Below are 25,333 nucleotides of genomic sequence, written 5' to 3' on the forward strand. Positions count from 1 at the left end.
GACGAACCTCCATTTCATAATAGCAAAAAGCGGGGCCAGAGTTTCTGACGCCGCTTTTTAAGTCTGACTCATTTCCGTCTGAGCATTTAATTGTCAATGGTTGTGATGCCATCAATCAAAATATCAAATGCCGGTGCAGAACCGTATTCAGACTCATGGAAATATCCATCAGAGATATATTCCACATCACTTCCATCCTTTTTGTAGGTTTCCAGTTTTTTACCGCCTACGGTAAAGGTAGAAGTATCAAATACATGAAGAGTTCCAGCTTTGATTGCTTCTTCCACTTCTTTTACCTTTTCCTCAGTTCCGGGAGCCACTGCATCTTTGTTCAGTTCTGTAATAGAAACTGCTCCGTCTTTGTAGCCCTGGCACCAGTCGGTGTCAATGGCCTTGCCGTCAATGACGCTCTGTACCGCATAGGTTACATATGGACCCCAGTTCATGGAAGCTGAAGTAAGTGCTGTCTTAGGTGCAGCTGCAAGCATGGAAATATTATAACCTACGTCCGGAACACCAGCGGCTTCACAGGCAACAGGAGCACCGGTTGTATCTGCATGCTGGCTGATCAGTACACAGCCGTCGGAAATCAGTGCATCAGCGGCTTCTTTTTCAAGATCAAAGCTGCCCCAGCTGTTTGTGTACTTCACTTCCATGGTAGCCTGTGGACATACGGAGCGGACCCCAAGGAAGAATGATGTATAACCACTGATAACCTCTGCATATGGATAAGCCCCAACATAACCGATTTTAACAGCATCTTCCTTAACTTTGCCTTCTTCGATCATCTGGTTTAACTTAAGCCCTGCCACCACACCGGATACGTAACGGGATTCAAATACATTGGTAAAGTAGTTATGCATATTGCTTAAGCCGCTTGTTTTTGCCTGAAAACCGGTTGCATGGCAAAACTGAACGTCCGGATATTCCTTTGCAGCTTCTATAATATAGGATTCGTATCCAAAGCTGTTGGCAAAGATAATGTTACAGCCCTGATCAGCAAGATCCATGGCTGCATCTTTTGCAGTCTCATCTTCCGGTACATTCCACTTTACAATAATCTGGTCATCGGATAAGCCAAGAGCCTTCTTCATTTCCAGTGCGCCGTTGTAATGGGCAGCAGTATAGCTTTCATTCTCATCACCAATATAGATAAAGCCGACCTTAATGTCTTCTTTGGCGATTGGACCCTTGGGATCAGCAGACTCTGCTTTTCCGGATTCTGTTGTCTGATTCTCTGTTTTCTCTGTACCAGTGGCGGATGGGGAACCGGAGCTACCGCAGGCTGTTAATGACAGAGCCATAATACCTGCCAAAGCCAGACCAACCAACTTCTTTGATTTCATAACCTAATCCTCCTCGAACATGTGCATCGGTTGATTTTTAAAAATGCATCAGATACTGCCCTTTGCATATCTGACGCATTTGTCAACCCTTATGAAATGTAAAATTTACATTACCCAGTATAACATTCTTTTAAGGCTTGTCAATACGAATTGTGTCATTTTCTGTACTATTTATTTTGCTCATAAGCACACTTAATTATTATTGATAAGTGAAAATTATGTCAAATTTTTTACAGAGTTATGGCTCTCTTTATTGTCAGAATTTTCACCTTTAACAAGCCAGATGTGTGTCTCTGTCAAAGCAGCCCGCGATGTCTCTCAGACCGGCAAAAAAGAAAGTTTTCTTGGGCTGAGACCAGGCTTCACGCAAAAAGCAGACAGGAAGCTCTCCTTCCTGTCTGCTTTAATTTTAACAATCTGTTCTGCCTGATCTTAATCCAGGGTCAGCTGAACATTCTGGAATGTAACATCTGCGTTCCGGCTGGCAAACATTCCGGCATATACAAATTCAGGATCAATTGCCGTCAGTTTACAGTCAAACCCTGCGGATACCGGTTCATTTTCCCCGTAAGTGCAGGTGTAGCCATCGCTGCTTTTGCGTATTTTTACAGTGACCGTATCTCCCACTCCATAAGTCTTCGTACAGTTCCCGCCTTTGATCAGAACACCATTTTTTCTGGCAAAGGAATTGGTCTGTACGGTCGAAGCCAGGTTTAATGGTCCGGCTGCCACATAATCTCCCAGCGTTTCACTGGCAGGCATATCCAGATAAATATCATCTCTTACCATTAACCCGAAGGAAACCTGATTGTTGGGAACCAGTTTGTTGATCTTCACATCTGCGGTCAGAGTAAAGTTCTTATCTGCCGGAATCGCCTGGTAATACATGGCAAGACCTTCATTTGCAGAAGAAATCTTACCAACTCCTTTTCCGGCTTTATTGGAAGTGAAAACACCTGCCCTTATGCGGATGCTTCCGTTTTCCCCGGCTTCCAGTGCAAAATTATCTTTATTAATGCTTCCGTCTCCTCCTACGTTGCCAAACACAGTTCCCTTCCACGGATCAATGACCGGCCAGAGAGCACTGACACCGGAAGGTCTAACATAGACCCGTTCCTTATACTGAGGGTTGACCGTAAGCATCTGGCTTTTGGGGGCAGCAGCACCCGGTCTGATAAAATTCTTTAACGGATTGCTGCTCTTCATCAGTTCATCCGCCACCAGCCAGGCATTGCAGGCAGCTCCGTAAAGATTGGTGTGTGTATCATCAATGCTGATTTCCTTGGAGGAAGTCCACGCATGGCGGTCTTTTACCCCTTCTGCACCAAGCTGCTCATAGATTGCTTTCGTTCTTGCCGTTAAGTCCACCACGGTTACTCCTGTCTCAGCACCCAGATCACGGATAGACTGTGCGTAATCACCGCCAGGATATGTTCCCTGATCCGTTACCTGATCAGAGGTAATGTGGCCGCTGGGACCGTCATACTTATTATCTTTATTTCTTCTGACTATGGGCGTGCACAGAATCGGAGTGGCTCCGACATCCTGGGCTTTCTTAATATACCTTGTGTAAAGGGAATTCTTAAAAGACCCTGCGTCACCGATTCCTCCGTTTGGATTTGTATACCGCTCTGCTTCTGTCTTTTCGTCATTGTGGCCAAATCCAATGATAAGAAAATCACCGGATTTCATGCCGTTTAACAGCGTTTTATACTGTTCCGTGGAGGCAAAGCTTAAGGAGCTGGTGCCGGACACCGCCAGATTCTCTATTTTTACATTCTGAAAGAACTGTCCCAGCTGGGTTCCCCAGCCGTACCGGGGATAATAGTAATCATCCTGGAAGGCACTGACTGTTGAATCTCCCACGACCCATACCACAGGCCGTTCCGGTGTTCCGCCTTTTCTTGCGCCTGCATACTGAGGAGCAAGGGCGGTCAGTGTAAGAAGTCCTTTCATATCGATGGAGCCATCCTCCAGACACTCCGGTATCCTTTTGGTATCAAGACTTTCAAACATGGAGGCGCTGATCGCTTCTCCTTTGCTGTTCACCGATTTTCCCCCATGATAAAAGTAATTGTTATCGGTGTAAATCTCCGAGGCATCCTGACCGTTTAAATCAATTTTTTCTTCCACATCAAGGTATTTGTCCCTGTAAGAAATCAGTCCGTCCGCCTTAAATGCAGTTGGGATTCCCTTATTGCTGTACAAAGCTACATTCGGTCCCTCATTATTGTAGGAAATGGAACGGTAAACTTCAATGTCCGGGCAGGAGTTGGAATCAATTCCCTTGGCTTTATTTTCATAGGAAATGCTGTTTTTCAGCACATGATGACCGGACAGGCCGGATCCTCCCATTTTGAACCCATTTCCGTTTCCTGCATCAATAATCTGGCCGTCTCTGATGATATAGCCGTTTTTGTATGCAACACAATTCTGAATGGTGACGGAACCAATGGTACCGGTTCCTACTTTTGCAAAGAAGTCCCAGCCGTCATCGGCATTATAGCTTGCGATACAGCCATCGAATACATTTCCTTCCCCGCAGGTCAGCTTTGCTGCGAACCCGTCCGCATCTTCCATTGCAGCATCTGAATTGTTATAGGAACTGCAGTTTAAGATCAGGTTATTGGAAGGCCATTTTTCAAACGGTTCCTCCGATGTTCCACTGATCTGGATTCCTGTATTTCCGTTGTTATAAGCATTTACCTGTTCAATGGTATTATGGCTTCCTGCTACCTGAAGTCCTGCTTTTAAGTCTTTTGTATTGGTAATATCAATATTTTTAAAATGCCAGTAGCTTCCCCAAAGCTGAACACCGGTACCCTTTCTCTGGAAATCAAAAACCGCACGGCCATGTTCCGAAGGGTCAGTTTCCATACGAATCATCTGGTCTGCCGTACCGTCAACGCCCCGTTCCATGTTAAGGCCGGAAAGGTAATAGGTGCCAGGTGCAAGATATATGCTTTGCCCAGGCATCGCATATTTCACCGCTTCTTCAAGGGGAATCGGAGAAGCCTTGCTTCCGTCTCCGTCCGCCGTTCCTTCCGGAGAAACATAAATGACGGATTCCGGATAGGACTTGTATATAACTGTTTTTGTAACAGACTGTGAACTGTAAGAACTTAATTTCGTATAGGAAGCAGGCTGAAACGATCCTTGCGGAGTGAAAACCATAGTTACCTGGTTCTCTCCTTTGTTAAGATAAAGGGGCTGTACCACTTCCTGTCCTGCCTTCACCTTTATAGACTGCATGGATAATCCATTTAACTTTGGAGTTACCCAGCCATCTGCGTTGGCCTTGAATACCGCCTGATATCTGCCTGTTGCAGAACTGGAGGCAGATATGATCTCATAATCCGGCTCCACATAGGTGATGGGACGAGGAATTGCAGGAGGATCAGTTTTTCTGTCTGTTACAGAAAATTCTATGTTTGAAAAGGTTACATTGCATCCTCTGGCTGCGGCCAGACCTACATAAATCTTATCCTTATCAATTTTGCAAAGGGGGTCTTCTTTACCGTCCAGATAGTAGACCTCCTCCATCTTCTCACCCTTTTTATTAATATAGGAAGCATGATATCCTGTGTTGGTGCGCTTTAATATCATGGTATAGGTTTCATTTTTCTTGATCAGTATGGAGGGATCAAATACCCCATCCTGAACGGTAAAACTATTCTTCTCGGGAGCCTTTTCCGTGGAACTGATCCCGGAAAAGAACCGGAATCCCAATCCGTCTTTCAGGCTTTTCGTCTCGCCTTCTTCTGTCTTATAACTAAGCTTTGTTCCGATGGCCGCCATGGAATTGGTATAAAATGCCTTATCACTGACCTTATTCTCTCCGATGCTGTCTCTGGCCAATAAAGCAAATCCTTCCTGTCCGTCCGGAGATGGATTAATATAATCAACGGTCACGTCTGCTTTTAAAGAGAAATTTTCCGTTTCCGGATCAATGCTTGTATAATAATAGGAAATTCCGTCATATCCGTCGGTAGATACGAACTTGCCTCCCTTCTTATCAATACTCCCGTCTGCCTTTACGGTACAGGAGGTAAGACTTACAGTACCATCAATGGAACTGCCTTCCTTAATGGTATTTACACTTCCACTCGTTGATGTTCCGAAATATGCAAATTTCCACGCCCTTTCTCCCGCCGTCTCCGAATTCTTCGGAGCAGAAGCCCATGCCGCGCTTCCTGCCGTAACGAGCGAAATTCCGCACAGACAGCAAAAAGACAAAACTTTAGTCAAATATCCTTTTTTCATGGTATCCCCCTCATTCTAAAAATAATATCAAAATACAATTTTGTAAAATGGAATAACCTTAATATGCCAGAACAAATACCAGGCATTTTCTATAAAACCCAATGTAAGCGCTTACACTGTACAACATATACTATATTATCACATGTAAATTATTTTTTCAATACAACATAGCCAACTACCCTCTTACAAGTATATCATTTGCATATTTTTACCAAATTTCAACTTTTATATTTATGCAATGTGACTATAAACTTGGTTATACTTTACTATTTAAATTTTTTTCAAAAAGACTGGATTTTTTTTAAAATAAGATGTATAATTCTTTCTTTGAAAACATCCCCATACCATCACCACAGAAGGAGGTTACACTGTTATGTCAGTGAAATACGTATTTGTCACCGGAGGTGTCGTGTCCGGTCTTGGCAAAGGTATTACCGCAGCATCGCTTGGACGACTGTTAAAAGCCCGAGGCTATAAAGTCACCATGCAAAAATTCGATCCTTATATCAACATCGATCCAGGTACCATGAATCCGGTCCAGCATGGAGAAGTTTTCGTCACGGAAGATGGAGTGGAAACAGACCTTGACCTTGGTCACTACGAACGTTTTATCGATGAAAGCCTTACAAAAAATTCAAATGTTACAACAGGAAAGGTCTATTGGACCGTACTGACCCGTGAACGCCGCGGGGACTTCGGGGGAGGCACGGTACAGGTTATCCCTCATATTACCGACGAAATAAAAAGCCGTTTTCACCGCAATCACAATTCCTCTGAAACAGAGATTGCCATTATCGAAGTCGGCGGCACGGTAGGCGATATTGAAAGCCAGCCTTTCTTAGAGGCAATTCGGCAATTCCAACATGAAGTAGGCCACGAAAATGCGATTCTCATTCACGTGACCCTGGTTCCATATCTGAAAGTTTCCGGAGAACTAAAAACAAAACCGACCCAGTCCAGTGTAAAAGACTTACAGGGAATGGGAATCCAGCCCGACATCATCGTATGCCGTTCCGAACTGCCCCTTGATGACGGAATCCGAAGCAAAATCGCACAATTCTGCAATGTTCCCAAAACCCATGTAATCGAGAACCTGGATGTTGAAGTACTATATGAACTTCCTCTTGTCATGGAGAAAGAAAATCTGGCTCAGGTCGCATGTGAAAGTTTAAAGCTTCCCTGCCCCACTCCGGATTTAACCGAATGGGCTGCCATGATCGATAACTGGAAACATCCGGAAAAGGAAGTGACCATTGCACTTGTAGGAAAATACATTCAGCTTCATGACGCATACATTTCCGTTGTGGAAGCATTAAAGCATGGCGGCGTTTATAACCGCGCAGACGTGAATATCAAATGGATTGATTCTGAACTTGTTACTGATGATAATGCAGATGAATATTTCCATGATGTCAACGGAATTCTGGTTCCAGGCGGTTTTGGAAGCCGCGGAATCGAAGGAAAGATTTCTTCCATTCGATATGCCCGTGAACATAAGATTCCGTTCCTTGGCATTTGCCTTGGCATGCAGATGGCCATCGTGGAATTTGCCCGCCATGTGGCAGGCTTTTCCGATGCTCATACCGTAGAACTGGATGAACATACCACTCACCCGGTCATCCATCTGATGCCGGACCAGAACGACATCGAGGATATCGGCGGAACTCTCCGTCTCGGTTCCTATCCATGTGTTCTGGACAAGTCATCCAGATCCTATGAGGTATATGGGGAAGAATTAATTCATGAACGGCACAGACACCGGTATGAAGTAAACAATGATTACCGGGAAGATTTAACAAAGGCCGGTATGAAGCTTTCTGGTATTTCGCCTGACGGACGGATCGTTGAGATGGTGGAAATTCCGGCTCATCCGTGGTTTATCGCAACCCAGGCTCATCCGGAATTTAAGTCAAGGCCCAACAGACCTCATCCGCTGTTCCGTGATTTTATCCGTGCAGCCGTTGAAAATAAATAAGGTAATCGTGACAACGGAGTCCGTATTCTTGCAAAAGAACCGGACTCTGTTTTTATTGGAAAAAAAGAAATTACTTTAAATTATTATTTTCTTTTAATTTTTTCTTGCACTTTTTTCATCTTCTGATATAATATAATGCAGCGTGTGTCTACTAGGAAGACAGTTGTATTTGCAGGAGATACACATAAAGGAGGATATATATTATGAAATTAAAAAAAGTATTTGCACTCACTCTTGCGGCATGTTTAAGCGCCAGTCTCGTAGCCGGCTGCAGTAACTCAGGTTCTTCATCATCTTCAGCCAATGGGGAAAAGGTTGTCAAAATCGGTGTATTTGAACCGACCACAGGAGAGAATGGCGGCGGCGGCATGCAGGAAGTGCTGGGGATCCGTTACGCCAACCAGACTCACCCGACAGTTAAAATCGGCGGAGAAGAGTATAAAGTGGAATTAGTAGAAGTGGATAATAAATCTGATAAAACAGAAGCTGTCAATGCTGCACAGAAGCTTGTAAGCGAAAAAGTTTCTGCTGTTATTGGAAGCTACGGTTCCGGTGTTTCCATTGCTGCCGGACAGATCTTTGCAGATGCAAAGATTCCTGCAATCGGTGCTTCCTGTACCAACCCTCAGGTAACTCAGGGAAATGATTTTTATTTCCGTGTATGCTTCCTTGATCCGTTCCAGGGAACCGTTATGGCAAACTATGCCAATGACAATGGGGCTAAGAAAGCAGCCATCATTACCCAGCTTGGTGATGACTACTCTTCCGGACTCGGTTCCTTCTTTAAAACAGCCTTTACCGGCTTAGGCGGATCTGTCGTCAGCGAAGAACAGTTCCAGACAAACCAGACAGACTTTAAGGCAATCTTAACCAATATCAAGGCTCAGAACCCTGACATCATCTTTGCACCGTCTTCCATTACCACGGCTCCCCTGATCATCAAACAGGCCCGTGAGCTTGGAATCACCGCAACCATCGCTGCAGGAGATACCTGGGAGAACTCAACCATCATTGAAAATGCAGGAGCCTCCGCAGAAGGCGTTGTTCTTTCCACTTTCTTTGATGAAGCTGCACCAGCCAATGACGAAGCTGCCGCTTTTATCTCCGGCTTTAAGACTTATTTAAAAGAACAAAAACAGGATGAGATCATTCCGGCCGTATCTGCACTTGGCTATGACGCTTACTTAAGCGCATTGAAGGCAATTGAAACTGCAGGCTCTACCGATGGAACAGCCATTAGGGATGCATTAAAGGGTGTTACCATCGACGGCGTTACCGGTACCATCTCCTTTGATGAAAACGGAGATGCAAAAAAGGATATGGCATTTATCAAAACAATAGAAGACGGTAACTTTAAGTTCTTAACAACTACTACCGTAAAATAATTAAGAACATTTTAATGATATCATCATCAACGGATGAGTGGGGACGCATTTCCTTCCCCACTCGTTCCATTTGTAACAGGTACTTATACCACATACTTTACAGATAGGAGGCTTTTTGCCACATGAGTCTTTCAACCTTTTTACAGCAGTGTCTGACCGGTATTTCCTTAGGCGGTGCTTATGCCCTCATAGCCATCGGCTATACGCTGGTTTATGGAATCCTCCGCCTGATTAATTTTGCTCACGGCGATATTTTCATGATGGCCGGTTATTTTATGATATTTGCCATGGCAAGTTTTCCATGGTTTATCTCCATTCCCCTGGTATTACTCATAACGGTCGTATTGGGCGTGTCCATTGAACGGATCGCGTACCGCCCTCTTCGTACCGCTCCCAGAATGTCTGTCATGATCTCTGCCATCGGTGTTTCATATCTTTTGCAGAATCTGGCTACATATCTGTTCACCGCCCTGCCAAAAGGGTATCCGGAACTCCCGGGGTTAAAGAAAATCTATCAGATCGGGGGACTCTCCGCATCTTTTGTTACCTTTTTAACACCGGTTCTGACCCTGATTGTTGTTTATGTACTTATAATCCTGATCAATAAGACAAAGATCGGCATGGCCATGCGTGCTGTGGCAAAGGATTACGATACCGCCTCATTAATGGGAATCAAGATCAACCGTGTCATCACTTTTACCTTTGCAGTTGGCTCTCTTTTGGCAGCGGTAGGCTCTGTGCTCTATTTTACAGACCGTATGACTGTATTCCCCTTCTCCGGCTCCCTTCCGGGCTTAAAATGCTTCGTAGCTGCCGTATTCGGCGGAATCGGCAGCATTCCTGGCGCAGTAATCGGCGGATTTATCCTGGGACTGGGCGAAACCGCTCTGGTCGCTATGGGCTATTCCACCTTCAGCGATGCATTTACCTTTATTCTGCTAATAGTCATTCTCCTGATCAAACCTACGGGATTGTTCGGTGAGAAAACAACCGATAAAGTGTGAGGTGCCTTTTATGAAGAAGAAAACATTATCCAAAAACAAACTTTATACCCTGATCGCACTTTTGTTCGTTATTGGTATTCTGGGCATCTTGCAGGCAAACAGTGCAAAGTACAGCTACCAGATTTCCATTCTGGAACGAAGTGCCATCTATGCCGTGGTTGCAGTCTCCATGAACTTACTGACCGGCTTTACGGGACTGTTTTCCTTAGGTCAGGCCGGATTTATGGCCATAGGGGCCTACACCGTTGCCATTCTTACCATTCCGGTCGATAACAGGGCCAGTGTGTATTACGTAGATGGCATCGCTCCTGCAATCGCCAACCTGCAGTGTCCTTTCTGGCTGGCACTTATCTTTGCCGGACTGATTTCCGCAGGCATTGCAGCGCTGATCGGAATTCCGGTCCTTCGGTTAAAAAGTGATTACCTGGCCATTGCCACCCTTGGATTTTCTGAAATTATCCGCGCCGTCATTGCGGCTCCTCAGTTGAATAAGGTAACCAACGGTTCCTACGGACTTAAGAATATTCCTGGTTTTCCAAACCTTTATGTTGCATTCGGACTGTGCGCCCTCTGTATCCTTTTGATGGTCCTTTTGATCAATTCCTCCTACGGCCGTGCCTTTAAAGCACTGCGGGAGGATGAAGTGGCCGCACAGGCCATGGGACTTAACCTATTCCGTTACAAGGAACTGGCATTTGTGATCTCCTCCTTCTTTACAGGTGTTGGCGGAGGCCTTCTGGCCATTTTTATGCGTTCCATCGATTCCAAGACCTTCTCCATCAATATGACCTATGATATTCTTCTCATTGTAGTTCTTGGAGGAATCGGAAGTATTACCGGAAGCGTGATCGGTGCCTTTTTGGTAACAGCAGGAAGAGAATGGCTGCGTTTCTTTGATAATCCGCTGGTAATCGGAGGTGTTGACATTCCTTTGTTCCGCTCCGGTTTCCGTATGGTCATCTTCTCCATCCTTTTGATGGTTGTGGTACTCTTCTACCGCCGCGGGATTATGGGAAGCAATGAATTTTCCTGGAGCGGCCTTGGGCGGCTGATCCGCAGCATCCCAGACAGGCTGAAGAAGAAAAACAAAACACAGAAGGGAGAAAATGCATAATGTCAGCAGAAGCAAAAACTCCGGTCAACGTCCTTCACATGCAGGACGTAACCATGCAGTTCGGCGGCGTTGTGGCAGTAAACGGTCTGACCCTTGATGTCAATGAAGGGGAAATCGTTGCCTTAATCGGTCCTAACGGTGCCGGAAAGACAACGGCATTCAACTGCGTTACAGGAATCTATGAACCCACCTTCGGGCAGGTCGAATTTATGGGAGAAACCATTCTTTCCAATACCCCTAAGGGGAAAATGCAGAAGATGTATCTGGGTGAAGTTGTTCCAAGATCCATTCCGGTGATCCGCAATACACCGGATAAGATCACACAAAAAGGCATTGCCCGTACGTTTCAGAACATCAGGCTTTTCGGCCAGTTATCGGTCTTTGACAACGTTCTTATTGCAAAGCATATGCGGGCAAAGCAGAATGTAATTTCCGCCACACTGCGGCTCAATCATAAAGAGGAAGAACGGATGCGTGCAGAAACCACAGCCCTTTTAGAAGAACAGAATCTCCTCCATTTAAAAGATGAGATCGCTTCCTCTCTTCCCTACGGCTTACAAAGACGTCTGGAGATTGCAAGGGCACTGGCAACAGAACCAAAATTTCTGCTCCTTGATGAGCCGGCCGCAGGAATGAATCCTCAGGAGACACAGGAACTTACGGATTTCATCAAGCAGATCCGTGATTCCTATCACCTGACAGTATTTATGATTGAACACCATATGGATCTGGTCATGCAGATCTCAGACCGCATCTATGTACTGGATTTCGGCAAACTGATCGCTCACGGAACACCGGATGAGATCCAGAACAACGAGCGGGTAATTGAAGCATATCTGGGGGTGAGTGACGATGCTGAAGATTGATAATTTACGAGTGAATTACGGCGGAATTGAAGCGGTAAAGGGAATCTCTTTTGAAGTCCCGGATAAAAGCATTGTGACTTTGATCGGCGCCAACGGAGCCGGAAAAAGCACAACGCTCCGATCCATTGTAGGGCTTGTAAAGCCTTCTGCTGGAAGCAGCATCACCTTGGACGGGGACGAGCTGATCGGCGCCGATACGACAGAAATCGTAGCAAAGGGAATCGCACTGGTACCGGAAGGCCGCCACGTATTCCCGGATATGACCGTCATTGAAAATATAAAAATCGGGGCTTATTTGAGAAAAGACAGCCTGGAAGACGATATCAACTGGGTATATGACCTTTTTCCAAGATTAAAAGAGCGCAGCTGGCAGCTTTCCGGAACGCTTTCCGGCGGGGAACAGCAAATGCTTGCTGTCGCGCGGGCATTGATGAGCAAGCCAAGAATCCTGATGATGGATGAACCTTCTCTTGGACTGGCTCCGCTCATCGTAAAGGATCTGTTCTCCATTATTCGGGAGATCAATAAAAAAGGTGTGACTGTGCTCTTAATCGAGCAGAATGCCAATATGGCCCTTCACACAGCAGATATCGGCTATGTCCTGGAGACAGGCCGGATTACATTGTCAGGAGCAGGAAAAGAACTTCTGGCTGATGAGTCAGTGAAAGCAGCTTATCTTGGAAAGAAAAAAGATTAAGTTTGAATATTTTAACGATTTGAGATTTAAGGCAGCAGATGCAAAACCATCTGCTGCCTTTTTTTGTCGGAATCTTCAAAGAACATTATCACATTGCACGGATACTCACAGGATCGGAAGTACATATTTTTAGTATTATATTCGACATTTTTCAGCTTTTTTCGAGTTATTGTTAAGCAAATTAACATTATATTTACCAATTGTACTAAAACTATTAATATTTATTAATATTTTCACACCAACATTAACTATGAACATACACATACGATAATTACATCAGGTAACAATTAAATAAAAAAGGAGGAATTACAATGCAGAAATGACAATAACAAACACTACACTCAAGATGCATGCATGAAAAAAGATGTAAAATGCATATGACAAAATGGAAAGGGGCTACATTATGCGTAGAATGATGAAACTTTTAGCAACCGCGATCACCGTTACAACCATGTTTACGATTACCAACTCAGAAGTTTTAGCAGCACCTTATAATCACAAAAAACAGGAATTAATCCAGCCAGACGGGACTTTCGTCCAAGTTGACATTACAGGAGATGAATATTATCAGCATATTGAAAGCCCGGATGGATATACCCTTTTCCGTGATGAAGACGGCTGGATCTGCTATGCAGAATTAAATGAAGACGAAACCGATTATGTTTCTACAGGAATCGTTTATAAAGCCGGTGACAACCGAAGAACGGTCAACTCCATTGACCAGGTTGATCAGAGGAACAACCGCCTGGAAAAACATTTAAAGATTAAGAATGAAGCAGTAAAAAAGAAGGCTGATGAAGTAAGAAAAAGACTTCATGGTTCTGATTTTAAGAACACTCCCCAATCCAACAGCCAAAACAGCAACGGATTACTGGATTCAAAAATAAAAGCTTCCGGTGACGTAAAGGGATTGACGATCCTCATCGATTTTCCGGATACCAGAAGTTCTATTTCCAAATCAGAATTAAATAGCTTTTTTAACGGAACCGGATATACAGGCTTTAATAACAATGGATCCATCAAGGATTACTATTACGATGTTTCCGGCGGAAAGGTTACATATACAAACACTCTATTAGGATTTTATACCGCTAAAAATCCCAAATCTTATTATGATGACATTTATGAGCAAACAGGCTCCTATGCCAAGTCAGACGAACTTGCAGAAGAAGCTTTTCAATGGCTGAAATCCACAGGCTTTGACCTTTCAACTTTAACAACGGACTCCAAGGGATACTTAAAAGCCGTCAATATCCTTTATGCCGGCACCGCTGATGCAGGGTGGGCAAAAGGATTATGGCCTCATCAGTCCTGGTATTCAGGATCCGATTATATCAATGGTGCCAGAATCCAGAAATATGAGATATCGGACATCGGAAATGACTTATCGATTTATACCATATGCCATGAAAGCGGACATATGATCTACGGATATCCGGACCTGTACGATTACGACGGGGATTCTCAGGGAACCGGAGCCTACAGCTTAATGAGCACAGTTGCAAATGAAAAAAATCCCGTACCACCAGATCCTTATTGCAGAAATGTCATTTCCGGTTGGAATAAACCCATAAATATGAACGCCTATGATGCAGGATCTGCATTTACCGCAGTTGCTGATGAAGATGGGGATTCTTTTTCCTACAAATGGTCCGGAAATGGCTCAGATGAATACTTTCTTATAGAAAATATCCAAAAAAGAGGAAGGTACGCTGACGTTCCAGATGCAGGACTTGCAATCTGGCACATAGACGAAAAGGGAGATAATTCCAAAAACAATATGACACCTGACAGTCATTACCTGGTATCCCTTGAACAGGCAGATGGAACCTTTGATATGGAAAGAAATAGAAATGGAGGAAACAGGGGAGATCTATTCCGGGGAGGTTATAAAGATTCCTTTACCGACAGCACCACTCCGGATTCTAAATGGTGGAATCAATCGGCTTCCGGTTTAGAAATTTCACAAATCAGCAATTTGGCAAATGAAATGACCTTTATACAATCAGCCTCCAGTCAAACCCCGGATCCTCAATTCACAAATATAGCCGGACAGGCTTCTGCATCTGCTTCTTATGTATCCGATTGGGAAGACATACGTGCATTAAATGATGGAATCGAGCCTTTAAACTCTGGCGATAGAAGCGGCCCTGTATATGGGAACTGGCCGGAAAAAGGGACACAATGGGTTCAATACGTCTTTCCGGAAAATCACACCATATCAAGCTGTGATATCTATTGGTTTAAGGATGGCCAGGGAATCGATGTACCCGCTTCCTACCAAATATTATACTGGGATGGAACGGCATGGCAAAATGTAAAAAATCCAAAAGGATTGGGTACGCAGATCAATAAATACAATACGACTACCTTTACTCCCGTAACAACAAACGGCATAGCAATTACAATGGATTCAAAAGAAAACAGCTCAACAGGCATACTTGAATGGAAAGTATATGGCAGATAAAGAAAGAAATTTTTAAATAGAGCCAATTGAAAGGAACTGTATCTTCATAGCGCGTAACACAGATGCAATGAAGTTACAGTTCCTTTTTTCATGTGCGGATATAAAATCGGTACTTTACCGGATTTCATCATGGGATCACGCGGCGTATGGTCACCGGTTTTCGGTAGTTCCAGGAGGATATTTTGATTCCGCTTCTCCGGTTGGCCGCATGGACGATCTTACCTTTTCCGATGTACATGGCGACGTGGTCGATCTGGCGGCCGCTGGAGTAGAATAACAAATCTCCCGGCTCCATGCTGGAGGACGGTATGGCCTGGCCTTCTGCTGCCTGTTCTCTGGAGGTACGGTCCAGATGGACTCCGGCTGCATGTTCCATGACATACTGGACAAATCCGGAACAGTCTGCACCGGTGTTTGGATTGGTTCCGCCCCAGCGGTAGGGATTTCCTACGAACTTTACGGCATAGTTTACTACCTGGCTTCTAATGTCATCATTTTTATCTGCTTCCGGTATGGTGTATGCAACGGTTGCATATCCCGGTGCATAGGCATAAGCTGTCTGGCCTTTGTATTCAATTTTGGCCCAGCCATCCTTGCTGGACAGGAAGCTATAAGTCTCCCCCTCATGGATTCTTCCTAAAATCTCCGAATCCGTATTTGGTTGACTGCGGACCCGAAGGGTCTCAGTATCGACACGGAGCAAAAGCTTCATATCATAGTAAGCGATAGCTCTGGCTTCCTTTCCAGTGGCTAAGTATTCTCCATACACATAACCGGTTACCTGCCCTGATTTTATTTTATACCAGCCGTTTTCCTCAGACAACACGCTGCTGCCGGCATGGCGTCTTAATTTTCCCACGATTTCCGCGTCATTCTTTGGTTCTTTTCTGATGTTTAAGGAATCCTCCACTTTAGCCACTCCAATATTTTTAAAAATGGTGTGAAAGGTTCCATACCTCATTTTTTCCTGCGTAAGACCGGCCGGGCTTTCTTCTGACTTCTGATTCTGGGATTTTTGATACTTGTCCATATAGACCTCAATACCAGCTACCGGAGAACCGGTAGTCACAGCCGTCACAGAACCTGCGGCCTGCACATCTGCTGCTGCCATCCATACGGCACTGCCGCATGCGATGGCAAAGCCCAGCAATTTCCATGCTTTGTCAGTCATATGCACGTTCCTTCGCAAGTTTTTTGATTTTGAACCAGGCGGACCTGCCGCCCTTTTTTACAATTTGTTTTTTACTGCTTAGACAGTTTTTTCAGATACTCTGCTCCGTAATCCCTGTCTTTTTCTATCTGCACCTTTAATTGCTCCAATCCGTCGAATTTCCGTTCCGGACGGATGAAGTGCAATAGCTGTACTTCTATAGTCTTTCCATAAATATCCTTATTTATACCATAAATGTAAGTTTCTATTCCAATAGGGGATCTGCCTTCCACGGTGGGCTTCTTTCCGATGTTGGTGACTCCTCCATAATAGATACCGTCTACATAAACTCTGGATACATAAACCCCAAATACAGGCAGATGCTTTTCCGGTTCCGGTATAATATTGGCTGTGGGAAATCCCAATACAGGCCCCCCCAGATGATTGCCGTGTACCACGGTTCCATGGATGGAATAAGGTTCCCCCAAAAGCTCATTGGCCTTTTCCATGTTCCCTGCATCCAGCAGCTCTCTGATATATGTACTGCTGATGTCACGGTGGTCGTCCTTTTCCTTGGGAATGACGACCAGTTCGTATCCGTAACGGGCCTTCCACTGATTCAAGCTGTCCGCATTTCCTGCGCCCCGATAGCCAAAGGTACAGTCTGTTCCTACCACTATGGTCTTTGCATTCATCTGCTCAACCAGAATATTCTTTACAAACTGCTCCGGTTCCATACGTGCAGTTTCTTTTGTAAAGGGGTATTCCACCAGATAGTCAATGCCGATTTTCTCCAGATTGTTTTTTCTCTCCTGATTGGTGGTTATGACCCTTTGAGGGCCTTCGTTATATAGAGAATTGGGAGACATATCAAAGGTAAAAACTGCCATCTTATAGCCTTTTTTTTCCTTGACTTCTGCCATCGTCTGAATCAGCTTCTGATGACCTCTGTGGCGGCCGTCAAACTTTCCCAATGTTACCACTGCAGGTTCTTCTATCTGAAATTCTCTGGTTCCGGTTATATACTTCATCTTTATTTTCCTCCCAGAAATACCTTTTGGGGCTTCAGTAAGTCCTTTTCGCTGCCTGGTTCATATATCCCGATAAACTGATTGCTGCTGTCGTATACTCTGACAGGCCCTTGTTCCTGGCTGTATTCTCCAACCGCCTGATTCCGGTAAAACGGATTACCATTATGCACCAGTTTATCAAAATCCGGCTTCATGATCAATACCGGATAATCTTCAAATACCTTGTCCACGGCAAGGATATGCTCCTCCAGCGCTCCTTCATCCCGAAGTTCTTCAATCCGGGAAAGAGTAAGGCTTTCTTCCAAACAAAATTCGGAAACCCGGGTGCGCAGAAGGGATTCCATACAGCCTCCGCACCCCAGTTTCCTTCCTATATCATAACAGAGTGTCCGGATGTAGGTTCCCTTTGAACAGGTTACAGTCATCGTAACCCTGGGAAGCTCTATCCGGTCCACCCGAATTTCCAATATCTCCACCGGTCTTGCTTTCCGTTCCACTTCTTTTCCTGCTCTGGCCAGTTCATAAAGCTTTTTGCCGTCTACCTTTAAAGCAGAATACATGGGCGGAATCTGGTCATAGCGGCCTAAAAAACCAAGAATGACTTCTTCCACAATAGACTCGTCAGCTTCAACCGGATATTCTGCCAGAACCTGGCCGGTAACATCCTGTGTATCCGTCTCCATCCCTAAAAGCATAACTGCTTCATAGGTTTTCGTTTTGTCGGTCAGCATATCACAAAGCTTCGTGGCCTTTCCCAGGCAGACCGGGAGAACCCCTTCCGCCATGGGATCTAAAGTCCCTGTATGCCCTATCTTTTTCTGCTTTAAAATACCTCTCATTTTCGCTACGACGTCATGAGAGGTAAATCCTTTTTCCTTATAAACATTGATGATGCCGTCTGCCATTGCCCTATCTCCTAATTTAGCTGTTTTACAATCTGGTCGGACAGATTGTTGATCACATCATGAACACTGCCTGTCATCGTACAGCCAGCTGCTTTTTTATGACCGCCGCCTCCAAAGTAAACGGCAATTTTGCTCACATCAAGGTCTGTGGTGGAACGCAGGCTCACCTTATACTCTCTGCAGGCGGTCTCATACATGAAAATGGCACATTCCACACCTTCCGTAATACGAAGCTGGTCAATGATTCCATCCATATCCCCGCTTGTCACTCCGTAGAAGTCCATGTCCTTTTTTCTTATTACACTGAAAATGCACTGACCGTTATGAAAGGTTATGCTTTCCAGCAGTGCTCTTCCAAGGATCTGGTTCTGGAGATAGGTTTTCCGGTAAAAGCTGTCATCGATGATTCTGGAAAAATTGATTCCTTTTTCCATCATCTTTCCTGCTATTTCCATGGTCCGCCTGGAGGTACAGTCATATTTAAACACTCCGGTATCATGAATGATTCCGGTATAAATACATTCTGCCACTTCCCTGCTGATCTTATCTTCATCAAAAAGGCCGTAAAGCACTTCGCAGGTGGAACTGGTGTGGTCTTCCACAATGTTTTTATCCGCATACCTTAAGTTGGTAATATGATGATCCACACAAATACTTTTTTTCGCAGACATCAGATACTTTACCGCTTCCCCGAACCGAAGGGTGTCGCTGCTGTCAAGGCATATACATAAATCATACACTTTGTCTTCCGTAAAATCACTGACAATGGTATCAATATTTTTTAAGTATCCAAACTTATCCGACGGAGTTTCCAGATAAACCACGGCTTCCACATCAGGATAATTCTCACTTAAGTAATTATAAACCGCCAGACAGGAACCTACACAGTCCCCGTCCGGCCGGATATGGCCGATAATGGCCGCTTTTTTTACATCTTCAAGGATTGTATCAAGGGTACTCAAAGGTGCACCTCCTTAATCTTTGATGTCTTTTGTGACCTCATCAATCAGTCTGGACATGTTGACGCCATACTCTATGGACTGATCCAGAATAAATTTAATTTCAGGTGTATTGCGAAGATTCACTCTTCTTGCCAGTTCCCGGCGGATATAGCCTTCTGCGCTTTTTAAGCCTTCAATGGTTGCTTTTCCAGCTTCCTCATCGCCTAAAATACTGATATAGGCCTTACAGAATTTTAAGTCCGGGGTCACCTGTACGGCAACAACGGTAGTCATCGGGTGAATTCTTGGATCTTTGATTTCCAGACGGATAATCTGACTTAATTCCCTCTGGACCTCCATATTGATTCTTGTATTCTTTATACTGTTTTTACGCATGTTATTCCTTTCGCTTTTCATCCGCATTTTCAAAAAGACCAGCCCGCAGATACGGGCTCATCTTCTTAAACTCCAGGCGGAAAGTTCCTAGCGGGGAACCTCTACCATGGCATATGCTTCAATCATATCATCTTCCTGGATATCGTTAAACTTTTCAAATACAAGACCACATTCATAACCGGATGCTACTTCCTTCACATCATCTTTAAATCTCTTTAAGGAAGCAAGCGGTCCATCGTAAATCTTTTCTCCGGCTCTTGTGATACGTACACTGCAGCCTCTGCTGAATTTACCATCCATGATATAGGAACCGGCAATCGTACCTACACCGGACGCCTTAAAGGTCTGGCGCACAATGGCGTGACCGATGATCTGCTCTTCAAAGATCGGATCAAGCATTCCCTTCATAGCGGATTCAACATCTGCAATCGCCTGATAGATTACCTTGTAAAGTCTCATATCTACTTTTTCCCTGTCCGCAATGGATTTTGCTGTTACATCAGGTCTTACGTTAAAACCGATGATGATGGCATTCGATGCGGAAGCCAGGGAAACGTCGGATTCATTGATGGCACCTACACCGCCATGAATCACCTTAACCATAACTTCTTCATTGGACAGCTTCACAAGACTCTGTTTTACCGCTTCTACAGATCCCTGTACATCTGCCTTCACAATGATCGGCAGTTCTTTTACATTGCCGGCTTTGATCTGGCTGAATAAATCATCCAATGATAACTTAGCTTTTGTATCTTCCAGTAATTTATTCTTGCCTTCGGAAATAAATGTTTCCGCAAAGCTTCTTGCTTCTTTTTCATTGTCAGTCCCAACAAGAACCTCTCCTGCATTTGGAACATCGTTCAGACCTAAGATCTCAACTGGTGTGGATGGACCTGCTTCTTTTACTCTGCGGCCCTTATCATCCATCATGGCACGAACCTTTCCGTAGCAGGAACCGGCAGCAACCGTATCGCCCACACGCAAGGTTCCCTTCTGTACCAGTACGGTAGCAACAGGACCTTTTCCCTTATCAAGCTCGGCTTCAATGATGAGACCTCTTGCCCGGCGGTTCGGATTGGCTTTTAACTCCTTCACTTCGGAAGTAAGGAGAATCATTTCAAGAAGTTCTTTGATACCTTCTTTTGTATGTGCAGAAACCGGTACAAAAACGGTGCTTCCGCCCCAATCTTCAGAAATGAGTTCATATTCGGATAATTCCTGTTTTACACGGTCAATATTTGCACTTGGTTTATCAATTTTATTAATTGCAACAATAATTTCTACTTCTGCTGCCTTTGCATGGTTGATAGCTTCCACGGTCTGAGGCATCACACCATCATCTGCCGCAACCACTAAAATTGCAATATCCGTAGACTGGGCACCTCTCATACGCATTGCGGTAAATGCTTCATGTCCAGGTGTATCTAAAAATGTAATCTTTTGTCCGTTAATATCTACCATATAAGCACCGATGTGCTGGGTGATACCTCCGGCCTCTCTGGATGTTACACTGGTCTGACGGATCGCATCAAGAAGAGAAGTTTTACCATGGTCAACGTGACCCATAACGCAGACAACCGGAGGTCTGGTAACCATGTCTTTCTCATCTTCTTCTTCCTCTTTTAACAATTCTTCAATGACGTCTACTTTAATCTCTTTCTCACAGAGTACGTCATATTCCATAGCAATCTCTTCGGCCTGCTCATAATCGATTTCCGTATTAAGAGTAACGATCTTGCCCTGCAGGAACAGCTTCTTTACAATGACGGATGGCTGAAGCTTCATGCTCTCTGCCAGCTCTTTGATGGTCAGTACCTCAGGAATGGTGATGGTCTTAATTTCCTCCACCTTAGCTTCCTTATGCACCGGAGGCAGGATAGGAGTCTTAAATCCCTTACCGCCCTTAGCCTGAGCTTTTTTAGCGTCATCATCTTTATCTCTCTTATCGAAACGGTCATTCTTATAATTATTCTTTACTGCCCTGTTACTGGTTGGCTTTGCCTGAATGGGTGTATCAAAGCTCTTTGGAGCACCGTCTCTTCCGGTACGCGGACCCTGGGGCCTTCCGTCGCGATTGCCCTGGTAACCTCCCTGGCCCTGGGGTCTTCCATCACGGTTCCCCTGATAACCTCCGCCCTGCGGACGATTGCCCTGGTATCCTCCCTGGCCCTGCGGTCTTCCATCACGGTTTCCCTGATAGCCTCCCTGACCCTGCGGACGGTTTCCCTGGTATCCTCCCTGGCCCTGCGGTCTTCCATCACGGTTTCCCTGATAGCCTCCCTGACCCTGCGGACGGTTTCCCTGATAACCTCCCTGGCCCTGCGGTCTGGCGTCACGGTTTCCCTGATAGCCTCCCTGACCCTGCGGACGGTTTCCCTGGTAACCTCCCTGGCCCTGCGGACGGTTTCCCTGATAGCCTCCCTGACCCTGCGGACGGTTTCCCTGATAACCTCCCTGACCCTGCGGTCTGGCGTCACGGTTTCCCTGATAGCCTCCCTGACCCTGCGGACGGCTTCCCTGGTAGCCTCCCTGGCCCTGCGGACGGTTTCCCTGATAACCTCCCTGGCCCTGCGGACGGTTTCCCTGATAGCTTCCCTGACCCTGGGGACGGTTTCCCTGGTAACCTCCCTGGCCCTGCGGACGGTTTCCCTGATAGCTTCCCTGACCCTGGGGACGGTTTCCCTGGTAACCTCCCTGGCTCTGGGGCCTTCCGCCGTCATTGCCTGCTGGAGTATGTTCTCCGCCTGCTTCCCCTGCGGATGGCACAGACTGTTCTGTGACCTGCTGGCTTCTGGCAGGATATTCTCTTTGCCCTGCACCTGGATTGGAGCTTTGAGACGGTCTGCTGTCTCTTCCTCTCTGTCCCTGAGACGGTCTTTGCCCGTTCTGGCCCTGAGGCTTCATCTGTGCATTCTGCGGACGGAATACTGCTGCTATTTTTTTCTTTGGTGTATCGTCATCACCATCTGGGGTTTCAGAATGTCCTGTAGAGTTGCTCTTACTGTGGGCACCCACTTCTTTTTTCACGATTGCTGCCTGTTCCTCTGTAATATTTGATGAACTTTTTAAATTTATACTATGCTTTTCCAATATATCCAGTATCTCCTTACTACTGTCTTTTCCAAGTTCCTTTGCCAGATCATATACTCTCATGCTTTCCTCCATTCTGTGCACATTCTACAGCACATGCGGTCAGATGTGAAGACTCTTTCTCACAATCACTACCGACCATTGTATTCATTAGTTTCACGACTGCCTTAGCAAACCCGTTATCTTCGATAACAAGAGACGCCCTCATCTCTTTCCCCATGGCGTGGCCCAGTTCACGTTTACTTGCAAAAAAGTAAACAGGAACCTTATAGTAAGTACACATGTTGGTAAACATCTTTCTGGTATTATCTGAGGCTTCCTCAGAAACGATCACTAATGATGCCTTTCCTGTCTTAACAGATTTTTCTGTCATAAATTCCCCGCTCGCAGTTTTTCCTGCTTTGGTGGCCAGACCAATCAGATTCAGGATCTTCTGTCTGTTATCCAAGCTGTTCCATCTCCTTTTCCAATGTTTCGTATACTTCTTTCGGTATCGCCATCTTGAACGAACGCTCCAGGCCTTTACTTTTCACTGCCTTCTTAAAACACTCCATAGAAGGGCACAGATAAGCCCCACGGCCATTTTTACGTCCTGTTGCATCAAGAATGATCTCATCCTCCGAGGTCTTCAGCACACGAATCATCTCTTTTTTATTTTTCATCTCACCACAGCCGATGCACTGTCTGAGGGGTATTTTCTTTATACTCACGCTTCCATCACTTCCTGTTTTCTTTATTCCTGATTATCAACGTCCAGGCTTTCTTCCTGGTAGCCGCTGTCAAATTCCTCATTTACCTCTTGGTATTCCAGTCCAAGTTCTTCAAAAAGGCCAAGTTCTCTTGCCTGTGTCTCACTCTTGATATCGATTTTATATCCGGTAAGTCTTGCTGCAAGTCTTGCATTCTGACCTTCCTTACCTATGGCAAGGGATAGCTGATAATCGGGTACAATAACCTGAGCTTCTTTTGATTCTTCATCCGCAACCACACAAATAACCTTTGCAGGGCTTAACGCATTCTCAATCAGATAAGCAGGATTATCATCCCAGTTAATGATATCGATTTTCTCGCCTCTTAATTCATTGACAATGGAATTCACTCTGGCACCGTTCAAACCGACACAGGCGCCTACAGGATCCACATTGGCTTCGTTGGATTTCACTGCGATCTTGGTTCTGGACCCGGCTTCTCTTGCAATGGCTTTAATCTCTACGGTTCCGTCTTTGACTTCCGCAACCTCAGATTCAAACAGGCGTTTTACAAGATCCGGATGGGTTCTTGATACGGAAATTCTGGGTCCTTTTGGAGTATCCTTTACTTCCAGGACAAGAACCTTAATGCGCTCGGTCGCTTTAAATACTTCACTTTTTACCATCTCTGCTTCATTTAAAACGGCATCCACTTTTCCCAGATTAATGCTCACATTTCTGCCTAAGTATCTCTGTACAATTCCTGTAACGACTTCTCTTTCCTGGCAGTACCAGTCATTGTAAAGTGATTTTCTTCCTTCTTCACGGATCTTCTGCAAGATCACATTCTTTGCATTCTGTGTAGCGATTCTTCCGAACTTCTTTGAATCTATCTGACATTGAATGACATCTCCCAAATCATACTTAGGATCTGTCATCTTCGCGTCTGCAAGACTGATCTGGAGCAGAGGATCTTCAACTGTTTCGACCACTTCTTTTTCTGCAAAAACATTAAAATCACAGGTATCATGATTCATGCTGACCTTGATATTATCTGCTTTCCCAAAATGATTTTTGCACGCCGTCAGGAGAGAATTTTCAATCGCTTCCAGAAGGGTTTCCTTGCTGATATTATTCTCCTTTTCCAGAATATTCAGTGCTTCTAACAGTTCCTTATTCATTTTTTTATCCTCCTAATATTTCTTACTGTTTAGAAATCAAATGCCAGACGGATCAATGCGATATCCGGGCGGTTAAACACGAGCTCGGTTTCATCTTCCTGGGTTATGGTTACAGTTTCCTTATCATAGGATTTCAATGTTCCATTAAAATCCTTCTGTTTATTGATAGCCTTATATAAACGGATGTCCACATCTTTTCCAATGCTTCTTTCAAAGTCCTTATCCTTTTTAAGAGGTCTTCCAAGCCCCGGGGAGCTGACTTCCAGAATGTAGCTGTCGGCAATAAAATCTTTTTCATCCAGCCAGTCTCCCAGCCTGCGGCTGATAATCTCACAGTCATCCACTGTGATTCCGCCTTCCTTATCTATATAAGCCCGTAAATACCAGTTTCCTGCTTCTTTTATATATTCTACATCAACCAGTTCAAAATTGTTTTCTTTCATAAGGGGCATCAAAAAGCTCTCTGTCTTTGCTTCGTACTCTTCCCTTTTTGCCATCTTCCTCCCACCTTTCCAAACAAATGGAAAGAGTGGACTTCCGCCCACTCTTTATCCGTCAAACTGTCATGTTATCTATAGTAGTATAGCACCATTTTTTTTCTAATGCAAGAGTTTTTTCTTATTTTTCCAGTTTTTTCGATTTATTATCACGTTCATTTCAATAATTCCCACAATTAGTTCATTAAAATATGGTCATATATTATATAAGGAAGAAAGGGGATTTCAAAATTATACATTCATCCCTACCTTTTGACAATTAAAAAGGGCTTTGGAGACATTTCCTCACAATCCATTTTTTTGTACATATTATAACACTATATCAGATTAAATCAT

General features: G+C 44.7%; 18 protein-coding genes and 1 pseudogene. 7 read left to right on the forward strand and 12 right to left on the reverse strand.

The annotated features are described in order from the left end of the window. Nucleotides 1-86: 86 nt before the first annotated feature. Both ACLTWA_RS06305 and ACLTWA_RS06310 read right to left on the reverse strand, forming a co-directional pair. Nucleotides 87-1,346 carry a BMP family ABC transporter substrate-binding protein gene (locus ACLTWA_RS06305; RefSeq protein ID WP_412326739.1) on the reverse strand — a complete coding sequence of 420 codons (1,260 nt, stop codon included), beginning with the start codon at nt 1,344-1,346 and terminating at the stop codon, nt 87-89. 432 nt (nt 1,347-1,778) lie between these two features. Beyond that, nucleotides 1,779-5,609: a right-handed parallel beta-helix repeat-containing protein gene (locus ACLTWA_RS06310; protein WP_412326740.1), complete on the reverse strand. Its 3,831-nt coding sequence runs from the start codon at nt 5,607-5,609 to the stop codon at nt 1,779-1,781. Nucleotides 5,610-5,982: 373 nt separating this feature from the next. Here ACLTWA_RS06310 and ACLTWA_RS06315 point away from each other — a divergent pair, with 373 nt between their 5' ends. The 7 genes from ACLTWA_RS06315 (at nt 5,983) to ACLTWA_RS06345 (ending at nt 15,117) form a co-directional block, all read left to right on the forward strand. After that, the gene (locus ACLTWA_RS06315; protein WP_412326741.1) at nt 5,983-7,584 is read left to right on the forward strand and encodes a CTP synthase; all 1,602 of its coding nucleotides are present in this window, start codon (nt 5,983-5,985) and stop codon (nt 7,582-7,584) included. A 203-nt stretch (nt 7,585-7,787) separates the two neighbouring features. Next, nucleotides 7,788-8,969 (forward strand): ABC transporter substrate-binding protein, encoded by a 1,182-nt coding sequence (locus ACLTWA_RS06320; protein WP_412326742.1) that lies wholly within the window; start codon nt 7,788-7,790, stop codon nt 8,967-8,969. A gap of 122 nt (nt 8,970-9,091) precedes the next feature. Further along, nucleotides 9,092-9,973, forward strand: a complete 882-nt coding sequence (locus ACLTWA_RS06325) for a branched-chain amino acid ABC transporter permease (protein ID WP_412326743.1) — start codon at nt 9,092-9,094, stop codon at nt 9,971-9,973. A gap of 10 nt (nt 9,974-9,983) precedes the next feature. Then, entirely contained in the window at nt 9,984-11,087 is a 1,104-nt protein-coding gene (locus ACLTWA_RS06330) for a branched-chain amino acid ABC transporter permease (protein WP_412326745.1), read from the forward strand. After that, complete coding sequence (locus tag ACLTWA_RS06335) at nt 11,087-11,953, forward strand: ABC transporter ATP-binding protein (RefSeq protein WP_412326747.1); 867 nt, start codon at nt 11,087-11,089, stop codon at nt 11,951-11,953. Before ACLTWA_RS06330 ends, ACLTWA_RS06335 begins: the two co-directional genes overlap by 1 nt. Further along, the gene (locus ACLTWA_RS06340) at nt 11,940-12,650 is read left to right on the forward strand and encodes an ABC transporter ATP-binding protein (protein ID WP_412326749.1); all 711 of its coding nucleotides are present in this window, start codon (nt 11,940-11,942) and stop codon (nt 12,648-12,650) included. Before ACLTWA_RS06335 ends, ACLTWA_RS06340 begins: the two co-directional genes overlap by 14 nt. Before the next feature lie 403 nt (nt 12,651-13,053). Next, complete coding sequence (locus ACLTWA_RS06345; RefSeq protein WP_412326750.1) at nt 13,054-15,117, forward strand: M6 family metalloprotease domain-containing protein; 2,064 nt, start codon at nt 13,054-13,056, stop codon at nt 15,115-15,117. A gap of 127 nt (nt 15,118-15,244) precedes the next feature. On the opposite strand, the gene ACLTWA_RS06350 is transcribed toward ACLTWA_RS06345, so the two are convergent. The 10 genes and pseudogenes from ACLTWA_RS06350 to rimP all read right to left on the reverse strand — a co-directional run bounded on the left by ACLTWA_RS06350 (nt 15,245) and on the right by rimP (nt 24,997). After that, nucleotides 15,245-16,288: an NlpC/P60 family protein gene (locus tag ACLTWA_RS06350; RefSeq protein WP_412326752.1), complete on the reverse strand. Its 1,044-nt coding sequence runs from the start codon at nt 16,286-16,288 to the stop codon at nt 15,245-15,247. A gap of 71 nt (nt 16,289-16,359) precedes the next feature. After that, nucleotides 16,360-17,298: a bifunctional riboflavin kinase/FAD synthetase gene (locus tag ACLTWA_RS06355; protein WP_412326753.1), complete on the reverse strand. Its 939-nt coding sequence runs from the start codon at nt 17,296-17,298 to the stop codon at nt 16,360-16,362. A gap of 2 nt (nt 17,299-17,300) precedes the next feature. After that, nucleotides 17,301-18,203: a tRNA pseudouridine(55) synthase TruB gene (gene truB, locus ACLTWA_RS06360; protein ID WP_412326754.1), complete on the reverse strand. Its 903-nt coding sequence runs from the start codon at nt 18,201-18,203 to the stop codon at nt 17,301-17,303. An 11-nt stretch (nt 18,204-18,214) separates the two neighbouring features. Next, nucleotides 18,215-19,165 (reverse strand): DHH family phosphoesterase, encoded by a 951-nt coding sequence (locus ACLTWA_RS06365; RefSeq protein WP_412326756.1) that lies wholly within the window; start codon nt 19,163-19,165, stop codon nt 18,215-18,217. 12 nt (nt 19,166-19,177) lie between these two features. Then, a complete protein-coding gene (gene rbfA / locus ACLTWA_RS06370; RefSeq protein WP_394527401.1) occupies nt 19,178-19,540 on the reverse strand; it encodes a 30S ribosome-binding factor RbfA in 363 nt (120 codons plus the stop codon). Nucleotides 19,541-19,627: 87 nt separating this feature from the next. Further along, complete coding sequence (infB, locus tag ACLTWA_RS06375) at nt 19,628-22,693, reverse strand: translation initiation factor IF-2 (RefSeq protein ID WP_412326757.1); 3,066 nt, start codon at nt 22,691-22,693, stop codon at nt 19,628-19,630. A 52-nt stretch (nt 22,694-22,745) separates the two neighbouring features. Beyond that, nucleotides 22,746-23,078: pseudogene (locus tag ACLTWA_RS06380) on the reverse strand (L7Ae/L30e/S12e/Gadd45 family ribosomal protein); the annotation flags it as partial. Then, nucleotides 23,071-23,340: an RNase P modulator RnpM gene (gene rnpM / locus ACLTWA_RS06385; protein ID WP_412326758.1), complete on the reverse strand. Its 270-nt coding sequence runs from the start codon at nt 23,338-23,340 to the stop codon at nt 23,071-23,073. The pseudogene ACLTWA_RS06380 and the gene rnpM, both read right to left, overlap by 8 nt. 23 nt (nt 23,341-23,363) lie before the next feature. Then, nucleotides 23,364-24,500 carry a transcription termination factor NusA gene (nusA, locus tag ACLTWA_RS06390; protein ID WP_412326759.1) on the reverse strand — a complete coding sequence of 379 codons (1,137 nt, stop codon included), beginning with the start codon at nt 24,498-24,500 and terminating at the stop codon, nt 23,364-23,366. Nucleotides 24,501-24,529: 29 nt separating this feature from the next. Beyond that, on the reverse strand, nt 24,530-24,997 hold the full coding sequence (gene rimP, locus ACLTWA_RS06395; RefSeq protein ID WP_412326760.1) for a ribosome maturation factor RimP: 468 nt from the start codon (nt 24,995-24,997) through the stop codon (nt 24,530-24,532). Between the last annotated feature and the right edge of the window lie 336 nt (nt 24,998-25,333).

The sequence above is a fragment of the Lacrimispora sp. genome, from assembly GCF_046972725.1.
Lineage (GTDB): Bacteria > Bacillota > Clostridia > Lachnospirales > Lachnospiraceae > Lacrimispora.